This is a genomic window from Pseudarthrobacter sp. MDT3-1 (assembly GCF_054510755.1).
Genome location: NZ_JBTNDX010000005.1, coordinates 119793 through 135808, shown reverse-complemented (window position 1 = coordinate 135808; position 16016 = coordinate 119793). Strand labels below are relative to the sequence as shown.

Here is a 16016-nt window from a genome sequence, read left to right as displayed (position 1 = left end):
CCCCATTTTCACAGATCGGCCGGGGACATGCTAACCGCGGTCAGCCCAGCATGGCCCGGCGGGCACTGTCAGTGCGCTGGGCTGCGTTGCCGATCCGGATATCTGCGGCCAGGATGGACACGCCCTGGGTTCCGCAGAGGACAGGGTTGATTTCCACTAGGGCTATTTCCGGATGGTTGTCCTTCATCCAGGCCAAGCGCCCGGCGACTTCCTCCAAGGCGTCAATATCGACGGCGGGAAGGCCCTGGTAGCCGAAGAGTTTGCGGGCCGCGCGGGGCCCCCGGACGAAGTCCTTCACGTCGGCCGCGGACAGCGGAGGCACACGGTGCGCCCAGTCATCCAGCAGGTTGACCGCGTCCCCGGCCAGCCCAAAGGAGACTACCGGCCCCAGCAGCGGATCCTCAATGGCCCGGAACGTGCACGCCTGCCCCACCGCGGCCATGGACTGCACCTCCAGGGCCCGCGAACCGTAAGGTGCCAGCGAGCGCCGCATCTGCGCGATGTTGCGGCGGAGGGAATCCGGATCCTCGATGTCGAGGCGGACTCCGCCCAGGTCGAGGCGGTGGCGAAGTGCCGGGTCGGTGGTTTTGAGCGCGACCGGCCAGCCCAGCCTGCCGGCGGCAGCAACGGCCTCCTCTTCTGAGTCGAAACCTGCGGACGGCAGCACCGCAATGCCGTAGTGCGCCAGCAGCTGGGCCGCGGACGCCGGCTCCAGGGTCTTGAGTTGCTCCCCGTGGACATCGTGGAGAAGCTGATCCAGCAGGATCCGTGCGCTTTCCGGATCGCAGCCTTCGGGTTGGACAAAGTGGCCGGGGTCCCGTGCCACCCACTCCGCGTAGCGCACCACGGCGGCGAGCGCCGCCACAGCCGCACCGGCGTTGGAGAAGCACGGCACTGTCCATCCCTCACTGCCCACCATGCCCTCCACGTAGATGGAGGGGTCAAGGATGCCGGTGAAGGCGGCGACTACCGGTTTTCCGGCGGCGGCCGAGCATTCGGCCAGGACCTCAGCGATATGGTCCACAGTCAGGCCCCGCACCGGCAGCAGGGCGGCCACCACGGCGTGGACGGCGTCGGACGCGAGAGCGTCCTGGAGGCTGCGGCGGAGGGCCGGCAGCGCCAGGGACATCCCGGCGTCGAGATCCACGTCGGTGATGATGCCATCCACGGTCAGGCCGTGCGCCTCGGCGCTGTCCGCCACCACGTTGCCCAGCGCAAGGGAGTTGCTGAAAATGGCCAGCCCTGGCCCCGCCGGGAGCGGCTGGCCGGACACTATCTGCGTGATGTCCATCAGCTGTTCGATGGTCTCGACCCGGATGACGCCGGACTGGCGCATCATGGCGTCCAGCGCACCGGCGGGTGCCTGGGTGGTCCGGACGGCGTGGCCAGGCGGCAGCCGCAGGCCCATGGTTTCAGACTTGGCCACCACCACGGGCTTGGTGCGGGCGAGCCGCCGGACGATCCGGGAAAATTTGCGGGGGTTCCCGATCGACTCCAGGTAAAGGCCCACCGCGGTGGTGTCGGCGTCGTCCTCCCAGAACTGCATCATGTCGTTGCCGGAGACGTCCGCGCGGTTGCCCGCCGACAGGAACGTCGAAAGGCCCAGCCTGCGGCGGTGTGACGCCGCATAGAGGGAAACACCGATCGCCGCCGACTGGCTGAACAGGCCCAGGCCCCCGCGACGCGGCAGTGAGGGCGCCATGGAGGCGTTCAGTCTCACGTCGGGATGGGTGTTCACGATCCCCAGGGAAGCGGGCCCGATCACCCTCATGCCGTTGGCCCTGGCCTTCCGGACCAGGTTGCGCTGGCGGGCGAGGCCGCGTTCGCCGTCGTCCGCGAAGCCCGCGGAGGCGATCACCAGCCCCTTGACCCCGGCCGCAGCGCACTGGTCAACCACGGTGGCCACTTCCTCATACGGAACGGCTATCACAGCGAGCCCCACAGGTTCCGGGACCTCGGAAATCCTGCCGAAGGACATCATTCCGGCGAGCTCCAACGCCTCCGGGTTGATGGCGTAGACCTGCCCGGAGAAGCCGCCTTCGATGATGTGTTCGAGCAGCTGGTACCCCACGGTCCCCCATTTGCGGCTGGCCCCGATGACGGCAATGGACGACGGCGCCAGCAGGTCCCGGACGCTTCTCGCCTCGGCGCGGTGCTCGCGTGATTCCATCACCACCCGGGACTTTTCGGTGGGGTCGATGTTGAACTCCAGGCTGACGACGCCGTCGTCGAAATGGCGTTTGACGTCGTAGCCGGCGTCGGCGAACACCATTAGCATTTTGCGGTTTTCCGGCAGCACTTCGGCGCTGAAGCGGCGGATCCCGATTTCGTGGGCGGCCGCGGCAAGGTGTTCGAGCAGGATTGAGCCGATGCCCCGGCCCTGGTGGGCGTCGGCAATGTTGAACGCGACCTCGGCTTCGAGGGGATCATCCAGCCTGTCGTAGCGGCCGATCCCCAGGATTTCGCCGCCAAAGGTGATCACCAGGGCAACCCGGTCCCTGTAGTCCACTTCGGTGAAGCGCTTGAGCTCCTTGCTGGACAGCCGGGCCTTGAACGCGAAGAAGCGCATGTAGATTGAGTTCTGCGACTGCCCGGCATGGAAAGCCTGGACCGCGTCCGCATCGCTGGGGTGGATGGGCCTCAGATGGGCGGTGCCACCGTCACGGAGCACGACATCGGCTTCCCAATGTTCCGGATATTCGCCGTCCCCGGGCTGATCCACCATAGGCTTAGCCTAACCACAAACTGACGGCGCAGGCCGTGTGCCCGGAGAACTTCCTCCAGACCTGCGCCCAGACCACAGCACCACCAGTAACCCAGAAGGATCCACCAGCCCCATGGCCCGCCGCCAAAGCCCAGCCCCTGCCGGGGACGCACCCCAGGATTTCGTCGAGAACATCGTGGACATCGATGTCACGTCCGAGATGGAAGGCTCCTTCCTGGAGTATGCGTATTCGGTGATCTACTCCAGGGCTCTGCCTGATGCCCGGGACGGGCTCAAGCCGGTCCAGCGCCGGATCCTGTACATGATGAGTGAGATGGGCCTGCGTCCGGACCGCGGCCACGTCAAGAGCGCCCGTGTGGTGGGCGAGGTCATGGGCAAGCTCCACCCCCACGGCGATACCGCCATCTATGACGCCATGGTGCGGATGGCCCAGGACTTCTCGCTGCGCCTGCCGCTGATTGACGGCCACGGCAACTTCGGCTCCCTCGACGACGGTCCCGCGGCCCCCCGGTACACGGAGGCCCGGCTCGCGGCAGCAGCCCTGACGCTGACCGACCACCTCGACGAAGACGTGGTGGACTTTGTCCCCAACTACGACAACCAGCTGACCCAGCCGGATGTCCTCCCGGCCGCGTTCCCCAACCTGCTGGTCAACGGCGCCACGGGCATCGCCGTCGGGATGGCCACCAACATGGCCCCGCATAACCTGGTGGAGGTCATCTCCGCCGCGCGGCACCTGATCGCCCACCCGGACGCGACCCTCGATGACCTCATGCGCTTTGTACCGGGGCCGGACCTGCCAACGGGCGGCCGGATCGTGGGCCTGGACGGCATCCGGGACGCCTACGCCACCGGACGCGGTTCCTTCAAGACCCGGGCGAAGGTGGAGATCGAGCAGCTCTCGGCCCGGCGCACCGGCCTGGTGGTCACCGAGCTTCCCTACATGGTGGGCCCCGAAAAGGTGATCGAGAAGATCAAGGACGCCGTCAATGGCAAGAAACTGACCGGGATCAGTGACATCGTCGATCTGACGGACCGCCAGCATGGCCTGCGCCTGGTCATCGAGCTGAAAAACGGGTTCAACCCGAACGCCGTGCTCCAGCAGCTCTACCGCTACTCGCCGATGGAGGATTCCTTCGGCATCAACAACGTGACGCTGGTGGACGGCCAGCCGCAGACCCTCGGCCTGGTAAAGCTGCTCTCCGTGTACGTGGAGCACCGGATCGATGTGGTGCGCCGGCGGACGTCGTTCCGGCTGGGTAAGAAGAAGGACCGCCTGCACCTGGTGGAGGGCCTCCTGATCGCCATCGTGGACATCGATGAGGTCATCCAGATCATCCGCTCCTCGGATGAGGTGGCGGCGGCCAGGGTCCGGCTGATGTCCATCTACGATCTTTCCGAGATCCAGGCCAACTACATCCTGGAACTGCGGCTGCGGCAGCTGACCAAGTACTCCCGGATCGAGCTTGAAAAGGAGCAGGAGGAGCTGCGCCGCGAGATCGTGGAACTGGAAGCCATCCTCGGCTCCGAGGAGCGGTTGCGCGGACTTGTGTCCTCCGAACTCGGCGAAATCGCCGAAAAATACGGCACTCCGCGGCGGACGGTTCTGCTCGAATCCGAGGCCGTCTCCCCCACCGTGGCGGCAGCCCTGGCGGCCGCCCCCAACGGCAAGGGCCAGGCCGCGCCGCTCGCCCTGGAGATCTCGGACGATCCCTGCTGGGCCATCCTGACGGCGTCGGGCCAGATCGCGCGCACGTCCAACCAGGAGCCCCTCGCCGAGTCCGGGCCGCGGGCCAAGCACGACGTTTTCCGTTCAGTGGTCAAGACCTCGGCCCGCGGGGAAATAGCGGCGGTCACCTCACAGGGCCGGATGCTGCGGCTTCAGGTCATGGACATGCCGGTGCTGCCGCCGATGTCCGGCCTGCCCAACCTCGCCGGCGGTGTTCCGGCCAAGGACTTCATCACGCTGCTGAAGGGTGAAGCGCTGGTGGCGTTCGCCCCGCTGGATGAAGTCCTGGCCATCGGCACCGCCCAGGGTGTGGTCAAGCGGGTCCAGCCCGATTACCCCCTGAACCGCGAGGACTGGGAAGTCATTGCGCTCAAGGACAAGGACGAGGTGGTGGGTGTGGCGTCGGCCGGGTCTGAGGAGACCGAGCTGGTGTTCCTGACCCGTGAGGCTCAATTGCTCCGTTTCAGCGCCGCCAACGTCCGGGCCCAGGGCAGAACGGCCGGCGGCATGGTGGGTATCAAGCTCGGCGCCGGGGACCAGGTGTTGTTCTTCGGGGCGGTCACCGCCGCCGACGACGACGCCGTGGTGGTCACCATTGCCGGCACGAGCGGCGCCCTGCCGGGCACCGCCCCGGGCGCGGCGAAAGTGACGGCCTTCGCCGAATACCCTGCCAAGGGCCGTGCAACAGCCGGCGTTCGCGCCCATAGGTTCCTCAAGGGCGAAGACACGCTGCTGCTGGCGTGGGCCGGGCACGGACCCGCGAAGGCCTCATCGCTCGCCGGTATTGCCAGGTCGCTGCCGCAGGAGCACGGCCGGCGCGACGGTTCGGGGATTCCGCTGTCCCAGGCAGTGGACGCGGTGGGTCCGGCCATGGCCTGGAGCGATCCGTCCTAGACTGCTGCCATGCCTATCATTCCTGATGAAAAGGACTGGACCTGGGTCCTCTCCCGGCCGTGCACCGAGTGCTCCTTCGACGCTTCCACCGCCACACCGGCCACGGTGCCGGGCAGCGTGGAAAACATGCTCCCGCGCTGGCGGGCCGTCCTCCGCCGGCCTGACGTTGCAGAACGCCCGGATGACAGCACGTGGTCGGCGCTGGAATATGCCTGCCACGTCCGCGACGTCTTCACGCTGTTCGACCAGCGGCTGAACCTTATGCTCGACGCCGACGGCGCCCGGTTTGAGAACTGGGACCAGGACCAAACGGCAGTCGACAAGGATTACGCCAATGCCGATCCCGCCGTGGTCAGCGCCGAACTGACGGCCGAGGGCAAGCAGATTGCCGAGTCCTTCGCCGGCGTCCGGGAGTCAGAGTGGGGACGGCGGGGCCTGCGCAGCAACGGTTCCGAATTCACGGTCCTGACGCTGGCCCAGTACTTCCTGCACGACGTCGTCCATCACCTCCACGATGTGGACGGCTGAGGGGACTCAACCCACCAGCGAAGCAGCCGTGCCCGTCCGGGACACCGCCGAGAGCTCCAGCCGGGCGTCATCCGGCTGGATGTCGGCCGGATTGTGGGTGACCATGACCACTGTCCGGTCTTTCAGGCCGGCGCGGAGGTCTGCCAGCATTTCCCGTCCCGACTGTGCGTCCAGATGAGCCGTGGGCTCGTCGAGCAGGATAACCTCGGCCCCCGTCAGCAGGGTCCGCGCCACGGCCAGCCGTTGCCGCTCGCCGCCGCTGAGGAAGGAACCACCCGGCCCGATCCGGGTGTCCAGCCCGGCCGGCAGCCGCGACACCAGGGCGCTGAGGCCGACGGCGGCCAACGCCGCTTCCAGCTCGGCTTCACCGGCGGCAGGCGCACCAGTGGTAGGCGGCGCATCGGTGGTAGGCGGGGCATGGACGCCCAGCATCAGGTTGCCCCGCAGCGTCGAATCGAACAGGTGTGCCTCCTGCGGGCACCAGGCCACCGTGCCGGTCACCGCGGCCCGGCCCGTGGCGGCCGGCAGGAATCCCAGCAGGACGGCGAGCAGCGTGGATTTCCCCGCGCCGGACGGTCCGGTGACCGCCAGCCACGTGCCGGGTCCGGCCGTTGCGGAGACCCCGGAGAACACGGGTTTCCCGCCGGGCCAGGCCGCCCCGACGCCTTCCAGTTCAACCCCCGGGGCGGCACCGGAACGGGCGGGGACAGCATGCAGGCCGTCGCCGGCCCCGGTTTCCGTGGCACCGCCATCCAGCACCCCTGACTCACCGACCCGGCGCATAACGCTGCGTAGCGCCGGGTACTGGCGCACCGCCGTCGTCATCGCCGCGTACGGTTCCACGAGTGCAAGCTGCAGCAGGACAGCAACCGCGGCGGTGGCGGGCTCCATGGTTCCTGCCAGCACCTGGGGTGCGGTCAGAACGGCAGCACCCAAGGCGGCGGTGCCGCAGGCGGCGACGGTGATGGCCTGGCCGAGGCCTTCGGCCCAGGCGGAACGCTGCGATGCCCGGGTGGCCAGGCGGTCCTCGGCGCGCAGCGCGTCCAGGACTGTTGCAGCGATGCCGTTCGCGTGCAGCTCCGCCCGGGCATCCAGCGCGGCGGACGTGCGCCGCAGGACGCCTGCCCGCAGGCTCTGTTCCGCTGTGGCCGAGCGGCGGTCCCCCCACAGGGCGGCGGCCGGCGCCACGAACAGGCTGAAAGCTGCTGCCAAGGCAACGGCCGGCAGCGCGGCAGGCGCCACGAGGGCGGTTGCCACCAGCGTTGAACCGGCCACGGCCAGCGCCGTTGCGGGCGCCAGCACAACCCGCGGCAGCAGGTCCCGGACGGTGTCGACGTCGTCAATCACCGTACCCAGGACGTTGCCGCCCTGTAGGAGCCGCCGCAGTGAGAGTGCCTTGCGGCTCAGTGATTCCCAGAGCCGGCCGCGCAGGCGGGTGAGGGCGCCGAACACGGCATCGTGCAGCAGGAGCCGTTCCCAGTAGCGCAGGACGGCGCGCCCGATCCCAAAGAATCGCACCCCGACGATGGCAGCGAGCAGGTACAGGATGGGCGGCTGTTCGCTGGCCCTGATGATAAGCCAGCCGGAAAGGCCAGACAGGGCAACAGCGAAAAGGGCGGCAAAAGTCCCCACCACGGCGGCGCCGGTGAACCGGCCAGCCACCGGTGCCAGCAGGCCGGCCAGCAGACGGACAGTCCAGCCTGGCCGGGAATCCCCGGCCGCGGGCGTCTGCGTCCTCGCCGGATGACGCCCGGAAATTTCCGGGGCATGCTCTTGCTCCACAATGGCCCCGGTTCCGTCGCACACGGTTCCGGACGGCCCTGTCCCTGCTGACAGCACAGCTCCGTCGGAGGGCGCCGTGATGCCGTGGGCGGAAACAGGCACCAGGTGGTCAGCCAGCTCGCGGGTCTGCTGGTCGTGGGCCACCAGGATGATGGTGACCTGGCCCCGGAGCGCACGGATCGAGTCCTGCACCAGCGCCGCCGACACGCCGTCAAGGTGTGCGGTGGGCTCGTCGAGAAGCAGCAAGGTGGCACCGGACCTGATGCGGGCCAGGCCGCGGGCCAGCGCAACGCGCCGCAGCTCGCCCGGGCTCAGTTCGGCCGGATGGTGGCCGGTGAGGTGGCCGGCAGCCGCAGCGGCCAGACAATCCGTGGCCGTCTCGGCTGCTGCCGGAGTATCTGAGCCCCTTCCGCCACCGAGGTACAGCATGACCTCCTCGAGCACGGAGTCCGCCACCATGACCGGATGCTGCGGGACCCAGGCGACCGCGTCGCGTGCCAGGCCGGAGAGGCGGCCGGAAACTGTGGTTCCGCCGCCGTCGCCGATGGTCCCGGCCAGCACGCCAAGGACGGTGCTTTTGCCGGCGCCGCTGGGACCGTCCAGGGCGGTGATCAGCCCGTGCGGGGCAGTAAACGTTAACGGCCCGACGGCGGGGGCGGACCGTCCGGAGTACGTGACACTGAGGTCGGTGACCGTCACTCCCCCGGACCCGGGCACGGAACACCGGCTGCCGCCGTCGGACGCGGCAGCCTCGCGTCCCTGTGCGGGCAGCGGTTGCGGCTCGGGTGCTTCAGTGACCTTCCTGGTCTCGGCCAGGGCCGCCCGGCCGTCATCACTGGCGTGGTGGGCGGCGCCCAGCTCGCGCAGCGGCAGGTAGCAGTCCGGCGCAAGAATCAGCGCCAGGAGGCCGGCCTCAAGCGGCATGTCGCCGTGCACCAGGCGGACGCCGATGAATACGGCAACCACTGCTACGGAAATGGTTGCGATCAGTTCCAGCGCCAGTGCGGACAGGAATGCGGTGCGCAGCGTCCCCATGGTCCTGGCGCGGTATTCCTCCGAGATCTCCTCTAGGGCCTTGCGCTGCGCGGTGGCACGGCCCAGCCCCACCAGCACGGGAAGGCCCTTGGCCAGTTCCAGCATGTGTGCGGAAAGCCGGGTCAGGGTTTCCTGGGCCTCGCGGACATGGTCCTCGGTATAGCGGCCAATCAGCACCATAAACAGCGGAACGAGCGGAACAGTCAGGACAATCACCACCGCGCTGACCCAGTCCGTGAACAGGATGCGGGCCCCGAGCAGCAGCGGGATCGCGGCGCAGTTCACGAGGGCGGGGAGGAACTGCGTGTAGTAGCTGTCCAGCGCATCCAGCCCGCGCGTAGCCAGGACGGCCAGCCCGCCATCGGCCGGACCGGTGCTCCGAGCACCGTTCCGCAGGGCCCGGGCCAGCAGCTCGGAGCGGAGTTCCTCCTTGATGCCCAGCGCGGCGCGGCGCGCGGCGATGCCCTGGGCCCAGACTGTGGCGGACCTTAGGACAACGCCCGCCAGGCCCCAGGGCAGCTGCTCGGCCCACGACCCGTTCCCGGTGGCCAGCCCGGCCAGCATGGCAGCCACGGCCTGCCCCATCAGGACCAGTGACAGCGCCTTCAGCGCTGCCAGCAGGCCAAGCCAGTAGATGGCGGAGCGGGTGGCCGGTCCGGCCGGAAAGTCTGGGCGCACAGCCGGTCAGCCCTTCGTGGTGAATGCCCGGACAGCAATGGCCGGCAGGAAGCTGTGCGCCGCGGGGATCTGGGACGCGCTGACACGGCGCCGGAACACCCAGTAGGTCCACGCCTGGTAAGTGATCACGAGGGGCAGGCCAACGGCTGCCACCACGCTCATGAGCCCGAGCGTGTAATCGGACGACGACGCGTTGGCAACAGTGAGGTCAAAGGCAGGGTCCAGGGTGGAGGGCAGCACCACCGGGAACACCGCACCGAAGATTGACGCGCTGCCGAGGATGAGGAAGACCCCCATCGCCATAAACGCCCTGCCTTCGGATCCCCGCCGTGCCAGGAACCAAGCGGCTGCTGCGGCAATGACGGCCACGATCACGGCCGCCCAGGTCCACGGCTTGCCCTCCAGGAACTGGATGAAGAGTGCCCAGCCTGCCAAAGGCAGCAGCAGGACCGGAAGCAGCCGGACGAACCAGCGGCGCGCGCGGTGGCGCACGTCGCCGTCGGTCTTCAATGCGAGGAACGCCAGCGCGTGCAGCAGGGAGAACCCCACCACGGCCAGCCCGCCCAGTACGGCGTAACCGCTGAACCACGCGAACGCACCGCCTTCGCGGTCACCGTTCGCGTTCAGCGGCAGGCCGGTGGTGGTCAAGGCCAGGGCAGCGCCGACGCCGAAGGCGGCGAAGAAAGAGCCGAGGGCTATGGCCCAGTCCCAGCGCGACCGCCATATGTCCGTGTCACCCTTGCCGCGGTATTCGAACGCCACGGCACGGAAGATGAGGGCAACCAGCACCACCAGGAGCGGGAGGTAGAGGGCGGAAAACAGCGAGGCGTACCAGAGCGGGAACGCCGCAAACGTTGCGGCTCCGGCCGTGATCAGCCAGACCTCGTTGCCGTCCCAGACCGGGCCGACGGTGTTCAGCAGCACCCGGCGCTCGGTGTTGTTCCGCGCGAAAAGCTTCATCAGCATTCCCACGCCGAGGTCAAAGCCTTCAAGGAAGAGGTAGCCGGTCCAAAGCACCGCGATGACGATGAACCAGATGGTGGGCAGCAGTTCCATGCTCGAGTATCCTCTGCTCTTCTTAGTAGGCGAATGCCAGGACGTCGTCGGCGGGCTTGCCAGTGCCGGGGCCCTTGCTGGCGTCCCCGTTTTTGTCGGCCGGCGTGTGGGCCAGTTCCGGCATCGCGGACACCACACCGCCCCGGATGAACTTGACCAGGAGCTTGACCTCAACCACCAGCAGCGCAGCGTAGACGGCGGTCAGGACGATCAGTGACGTCAGCAGCTCACCGGCCGACACTCCCGGTGAGACTGCGGCCGCGGTGAACATAAACACCTGGTCGATGCCGTTCAGGTCCGGGTTGGGGGCCACCACAAACGGCTGTCGGCCCATCTCGGTGAAAATCCAGCCGGCCGCGTTGGCGCCGAACGGGGCCAGGATGCCGAACACCGCCAGGCGCATCAGCCAACGGGACGCGGGCACCGTGCCATTCCGGGTAACCCAGAGCGCAATGAGCGCCGCCAGTGCCGCAAGGCCGCCGAAGCCGATCATCATCCGGAAGCCCCAGTAGGTGACTTCCATAACCGGGACGTACTCGATCTCCTGGCCGGCCCGCTCGCCGTAGATCGGGTTGTCCGGCAGGTGGGTTCCGTAGTCGGCCTTGTACTGGTCCAGGAGTCCGTTGACGCCCCTGACCTCGGTGGTGAAGTCGCCATTGGCCAGGAAGGAGAGGATGCCCGGAACTTCGATCAGGGCCACAATCTCATCGCAGTTCCTGGAGCCAAGGTTCCCGACGCTGAGCACGGAGAAACCGGTGCCGTCGTGGCACGCGGCCTCAGCCGCGGCCATCTTCATAGGCTGCTGCTCAAACATGAGTTTGCCCTGCAGGTCGCCGGTCAGGGCGGTACCGGCGAACGAGATCATGGCGACGACGGCGCCGATCCGCAACGAGCGGATCCACACTTTGTAATCGGTCCGGTCCCGGCCGGGGATGGCGGCTTCGCCGGGAATCACCTTCCCGTCGGCGCCGATGGTGTCGATGCCGTCCGTGCGCCTGCGCCAGAGATGGTACCAGGCGATGCCCAGGAGGAAACCGCCGGCAACGGCCAGCGCTCCCATCAGCGTGTGCGGAAAGGCCACCAGGGCCGTGTTGTTGGTGAACACGGCCCAGGCGTCGGTCATGACCGGCCGGCCGTCAATGATCTCCGCGCCCACCGGATGCTGCATCCAGCTGTTGGCCACGATGATGAAGTAGGCGGAGAACACCGATCCCACCACGGCCACCCAGAGGCAGGCCAGGTGGATGCCAGGCTTCAGCTGCTTCCAGCCGAAGATCCACAGGCCCAGGAACGTGGACTCAACGAAGAAGGCCAGCAGCGACTCCAGGGCCAGCGGCGCCCCGAACACGTCTCCAACGAAGCGGCTGTACTCGCTCCAGGCCATGCCGAACTGGAACTCCTGCACAATGCCGGTGGCCACGCCCATGATGAAGTTGATCAGGAAGAGCTTGCCCCAGAACTTGGTCATCCGGAGGTATTCCACCTTGCCGGTGCGGTGCCAGAACGTCTGCATCACGGCCACCACCAGGCCCAGTCCGATGGTGAGCGGCACCATCATGAAGTGGTAGACGGTGGTGATGCCGAATTGCCAGCGTGCGATTTCCAGAGCTTCCACAGCAGTCCCTCGGGTTGGCGGTGCAATTTTTCTACGTGACGTAGAACTTTGACTTCTACAGAGTGTAGAACAATGCGGCGGGCACTGTAAACCAACAGTTCCACCTGGAAGTGGCTCCCACAAGGCCGCGGCGCGCCGAGTGTTCTACCGTACGTAGAAACTCAGGCGAAAAACAGGTAAATTTGTTTTTGTATCTGTAGCGCATAGTGCAGTCACCGCGGCCGTCAACGGCCCGGTGCGGGGAAATCGAAGGAAGTATTGCAATGGCAAGTCTTGGCGAACTGGAACGGGCAGTGATGGATCTGCTCTGGGCGGGCCACGAAGCAGCCACCGCGAATACCCTGCGCGACAGACTGGCAACAACCACCGAGGCAAAAGGGGATGCTGCCGGGCATGAGGGCAAGGAGCTTGCCGTCACCACGGTCCTGACCGTCCTCTCACGGCTTGAGAAGAAGGGCCTTGTGGAGCGTGAACGCGGTATGCGGCCGCACCGCTACCAGGCCGTTTCCAGCAGGGAAGACCACACGGCCGAGCTGATGCACGAAGTGCTGGGCTCAGCGCCTGACCGTGAAGCCGTGCTGGCACGGTTCATTGGCTCCGTTACGGACAGTGAAGCGGAAACGCTGCGCAAGCTGCTTGGCCACATCTAGCGGACCATGTTCTGGACCTCGTACCTGCTGGCGGTCCTCGCGATAGTCCTGGCGTGGCCAGTGCCTATCCTGCTTTCCCGTGCCTCGTGGCCTGCCCGGTCACCGTTCACGGCCATGCTGCTGTGGCAGGCAATAGCACTTGCGGGCGGGCTGTCCATGATCGGCGCCATGCTGGTCTACGGGCTTGAACCGATCGGAGATAACCTCATCTCCGGGCTTCGCGGGCTGGCGGATATGGTTCTGTTCAACGCGCCCACCACGGCCTTGGGCTTCTGGCATCTGTTCGCCCTGTCCGCCGCGGCGCTGCTCACCGCCCACCTGGTCTTCACCCTCTTGCTGACCTACTACAAGATCGAACGGCAGCGGCGTCGGCACCGGGAACTCCTGGCCCTGTTGGCCGCCCCGTCCGTCGACGCGGCCCGCACGGTGGTCATCAGCCACGATTCACCCGTCGCCTATTGCCTGCCCGGCGGGGCCCGCTCCGTGACGGTGCTCTCGGACGGCCTGATGGCCGCGCTGGAGCCGGCTGAGTTGCGGGCCGTCCTGAGCCACGAGAATGCCCACCTCAACCAGCGCCACCATCTTCTGCTCTGGGCGTTTGCCGCGTGGCGCCAGGCACTCCCCTGGTTGCCCACCACCCGCCTCGCTCAGGAGGCGGTGAACTCGCTCATCGAAATGCTGGCTGACGACGTCGCGTTGAAGTCGGAAGGCAAAGCCACACTCATCAAGGCGATCGCCATTGTGGCCAGCGGACCTACCGGAGGTATGACGGCAGGGATGGGGGCGGGGATGGCGGGAAGCATGGCGGCCGCCGCCATACCGTCCGCGCACCCCGGCCTTGCCCTGGACGGACTTGAGGCGCCCACAGGCGCCGTCTCTGGTTCTGCCCGGACCACTATCTCCCGGGTCAGCCGGCTGCTGTCCCCTGAGCCGCAGTTGCCTGCCGCCGCCCGCGGGCTGGTGCTTGCCGGCTCCGCCTTGCTCCTGGCCGTGCCCACCGCCCTGCTGATCGTGCCGGGCCTGCTGGGCTGAACCGACGCCGCGGATGGAACCGCCGTCCGGACTAAACCCCGGCATGGGCTGTGCCGACGCCGGCCTCGCCATCACAGGACATCAGGCGTCGATCCGCTCCCGGTCCAGGCTGGAGGCGCCGGCGATGATGAAGTCCTTGCGCGGGGCAACATCGGATCCCATCAGCAGGTCGAACGTGTCTTCGGCATGCTTGGCATTCTCGATCCCCACCTTGCGGAGCGTCCGGTGCCGCGGGTCCATGGTGGTCTCGGCAAGTTGTCCGGCGTCCATCTCGCCCAGGCCCTTGTACCGCTGGATCGGTTCCTTGTAGCGCTTGCCTTCCTTGGCCAGCCGGGGCAGGAGCACATGGAGTTCCGCCTCCGAGTAGGTGTAGATCATCTCGTTGGCTTTCTGCCCGGCGTTGATGACCTCCACCCGGTGCAGCGGCGGCACGGCAGCATAGACCCGTCCGGCGTCGATCATGGGGCGCATGTACCGGAAGAAGAGTGTCAGCAGCAGGGTCCGGATGTGGGCGCCGTCGACGTCGGCGTCGGTCATGAGAATGACCTTGCCGTACCGGGCCGCGTTGATGTCGAAGCTGCGTCCGGATCCCGCACCCACCACCTGGATCAGCGCAGCGCACTCCGTGTTGGACAGCATGTCCCCCACGGACGCCTTCTGCACGTTCAGGATCTTGCCGCGAATGGGCAGCAGCGCCTGGAAGTCCGAGGACCGCGCCAGCTTGGCGGTTCCCAGTGCGGAGTCGCCTTCCACGATGAAGAGTTCGGAACGGTCGACGTCGTCCGTCCGGCAGTCGGCAAGCTTGGTGGGCATGGACGAGGTTTCCAGGGCATTCTTGCGCCGCTGGGTTTCTTTGTGCACCCGCGCGGAAATCCTGGACTTCATCTCGCTGACGATCTTTTCCAGGAGCAGCGCTGAGTGGGCTTTGTCGTTCCGGTTGGCCGAATTCAGCTTTGCGGTGATCTCCTGCTCCACCACTTTCGACACGATGGCGCGGACGGCGGAGGTGCCTAGGATTTCCTTCGTCTGGCCTTCGAACTGCGGTTCGGCCAGCCGGACCGTCAGGACAGCTGTCAGGCCGGCGAAGATGTCATCCTTCTCGATCTTGTCGTTGCCGGCCTTCAGCTTGCGGGCGTTGGCCTCCACTGCTTTCCTGAACGTCTTGACCAGCGCCTGCTCGAAGCCCGACTGGTGGGTTCCGCCTTTGGGCGTGGCGATGATGTTGACGAAGCTGCGGACGGTGCTGTCATAGCCGATGCCCCACCGGAGAGCCACGTCCACTTCGCAGTCACGTTCAACCTCGGCGAGCTGGCTATGGCCCCGTTCGTCGAGTACCGGCACGGTTTCCTTGAATTTGCCTGAGCCGTGCAGCCGCCAGACGTCGGTCACTCCGGGATCGGCGGCGAGGAACTCGACGAACTCGGACAGGCCGCCGTCGTGGTGGAACACCTCTTCGTGGCCGGCTGCTTCACCGGGGGTACCGGGCAGCCTGCGCTCATCGCGGACGGTGAGCTTGAGTCCCGGTACCAGGAAGGACGTCTGGCGCGCCCGTGCGGCCAGTTCGTCGTAGGAGAACTTGGCGTCCGGCGTGAAAATCTGGCGGTCCGCCCAGTAGCGGATCCGGGTCCCGGTCACACCACGCTTCGCCTTGCCCACCACATCGAGCACCGAGCCGTCCACAAACGGCGCAAACACCGCCGACGGGTCCAGCTTGGATCCCTGGTCCTTGAAGCGCCCAGGCTCGCCGCGCCGGAACGACATTTTGTAGGTCTTGCTGCCGCGGTCCACTTCAACGTCCAGGCGCGCAGACAGGGCGTTCACCACGGAGGCGCCCACGCCGTGCAGGCCGCCGGAGGCCGTGTAGGACCCGCCGCCGAACTTGCCGCCCGCATGGAGCTTGGTGAAGACCACCTCGACGCCGGTGAGCCCCGTCTTGGGTTCCGTGTCCACAGGGATGCCGCGGCCGTCGTCGTGGATTTCCACCGAGTTGTCCGCGTGCAGGATGATCTTGATGTCGTGTCCAAATCCGGCAAGCGCTTCGTCCACCGAGTTGTCGATGATCTCCCACAGGCAGTGCATCAGCCCGCGCGAATCGGTGGAACCGATGTACATGCCGGGGCGCTTGCGGACGGCCTCGAGGCCCTCCAGGACAGAAAGGTGCCGGGCGGTGTAATCAGAACTTGGTGCCACGGGTTGTGAACTCCTTCAGTGACGGAACAGCTGGCGCTGCGGGCGCTCCATCAAGCCTAGTCGGCGCGGCAGCAGACAGCGGGCTGCCACACTTCCCACGGG

9 protein-coding genes are annotated in these 16016 nt (G+C 67.1%); 4 read left to right on the top strand and 5 right to left on the bottom strand.

Annotated features, from left to right (window positions below; all coding sequences use genetic code 11):
* Positions 1 to 40: 40 nt before the first annotated feature.
* On the bottom strand, positions 41 to 2725 hold the full coding sequence (locus ACX80X_RS05645) for a bifunctional acetate--CoA ligase family protein/GNAT family N-acetyltransferase (RefSeq protein ID WP_459311465.1): 2685 nt from the start codon (positions 2723 to 2725) through the stop codon (positions 41 to 43).
* 112 nt (positions 2726 to 2837) lie between these two features.
* Here ACX80X_RS05645 and ACX80X_RS05640 point away from each other — a divergent pair, with 112 nt between their 5' ends.
* On the top strand, positions 2838 to 5348 hold the full coding sequence (locus ACX80X_RS05640; RefSeq protein ID WP_252609155.1) for a DNA gyrase/topoisomerase IV subunit A: 2511 nt from the start codon (positions 2838 to 2840) through the stop codon (positions 5346 to 5348).
* 9 nt (positions 5349 to 5357) lie between these two features.
* Entirely contained in the window at positions 5358 to 5876 is a 519-nt protein-coding gene (locus ACX80X_RS05635; protein ID WP_252600171.1) for a DinB family protein, read from the top strand.
* Between the two features lie 6 nt (positions 5877 to 5882).
* On the opposite strand, the gene cydD is transcribed toward ACX80X_RS05635, so the two are convergent.
* Genes cydD through ACX80X_RS05620 form a run of 3 tightly spaced genes read right to left on the bottom strand, consistent with a single transcriptional unit; the run spans position 5883 to position 12042 of the window.
* Positions 5883 to 9371 (bottom strand): thiol reductant ABC exporter subunit CydD, encoded by a 3489-nt coding sequence (cydD, locus tag ACX80X_RS05630; protein WP_252609153.1) that lies wholly within the window; start codon positions 9369 to 9371, stop codon positions 5883 to 5885.
* A gap of 6 nt (positions 9372 to 9377) precedes the next feature.
* On the bottom strand, positions 9378 to 10427 hold the full coding sequence (cydB, locus tag ACX80X_RS05625) for a cytochrome d ubiquinol oxidase subunit II (protein ID WP_252600169.1): 1050 nt from the start codon (positions 10425 to 10427) through the stop codon (positions 9378 to 9380).
* Positions 10428 to 10449: 22 nt separating this feature from the next.
* On the bottom strand, positions 10450 to 12042 hold the full coding sequence (locus ACX80X_RS05620; protein WP_252600168.1) for a cytochrome ubiquinol oxidase subunit I: 1593 nt from the start codon (positions 12040 to 12042) through the stop codon (positions 10450 to 10452).
* Positions 12043 to 12305: 263 nt separating this feature from the next.
* Between ACX80X_RS05620 and ACX80X_RS05615 the strand changes: the two genes are divergently transcribed.
* Together ACX80X_RS05615 and ACX80X_RS05610 are read left to right on the top strand one after the other, a co-directional pair.
* Positions 12306 to 12692, top strand: coding sequence for a BlaI/MecI/CopY family transcriptional regulator (locus tag ACX80X_RS05615; protein WP_056345326.1), 387 nt, complete (start codon positions 12306 to 12308; stop codon positions 12690 to 12692).
* 6 nt (positions 12693 to 12698) lie between these two features.
* Positions 12699 to 13724 carry a M56 family metallopeptidase gene (locus ACX80X_RS05610; protein ID WP_252600167.1) on the top strand — a complete coding sequence of 342 codons (1026 nt, stop codon included), beginning with the start codon at positions 12699 to 12701 and terminating at the stop codon, positions 13722 to 13724.
* Between the two features lie 81 nt (positions 13725 to 13805).
* On the opposite strand, the gene ACX80X_RS05605 is transcribed toward ACX80X_RS05610, so the two are convergent.
* Entirely contained in the window at positions 13806 to 15914 is a 2109-nt protein-coding gene (locus ACX80X_RS05605) for a DNA gyrase/topoisomerase IV subunit B (RefSeq protein WP_459311462.1), read from the bottom strand.
* Positions 15915 to 16016: the final 102 nt, after the last annotated feature.

Coding starts and splice junctions, on each gene's coding strand:
- ACX80X_RS05645 (WP_459311465.1), bottom strand. CDS start 2,725: ATGGTGGATCAGCCCGGGGACGGCGAATATCCGGAACATTGGGAAGCC.
- ACX80X_RS05610 (WP_252600167.1), top strand. CDS start 12,699: ATGTTCTGGACCTCGTACCTGCTGGCGGTCCTCGCGATAGTCCTGGCG.
- cydB (WP_252600169.1), bottom strand. CDS start 10,427: ATGGAACTGCTGCCCACCATCTGGTTCATCGTCATCGCGGTGCTTTGG.
- ACX80X_RS05640 (WP_252609155.1), top strand. CDS start 2,838: ATGGCCCGCCGCCAAAGCCCAGCCCCTGCCGGGGACGCACCCCAGGAT.
- ACX80X_RS05635 (WP_252600171.1), top strand. CDS start 5,358: ATGCCTATCATTCCTGATGAAAAGGACTGGACCTGGGTCCTCTCCCGG.
- ACX80X_RS05615 (WP_056345326.1), top strand. CDS start 12,306: ATGGCAAGTCTTGGCGAACTGGAACGGGCAGTGATGGATCTGCTCTGG.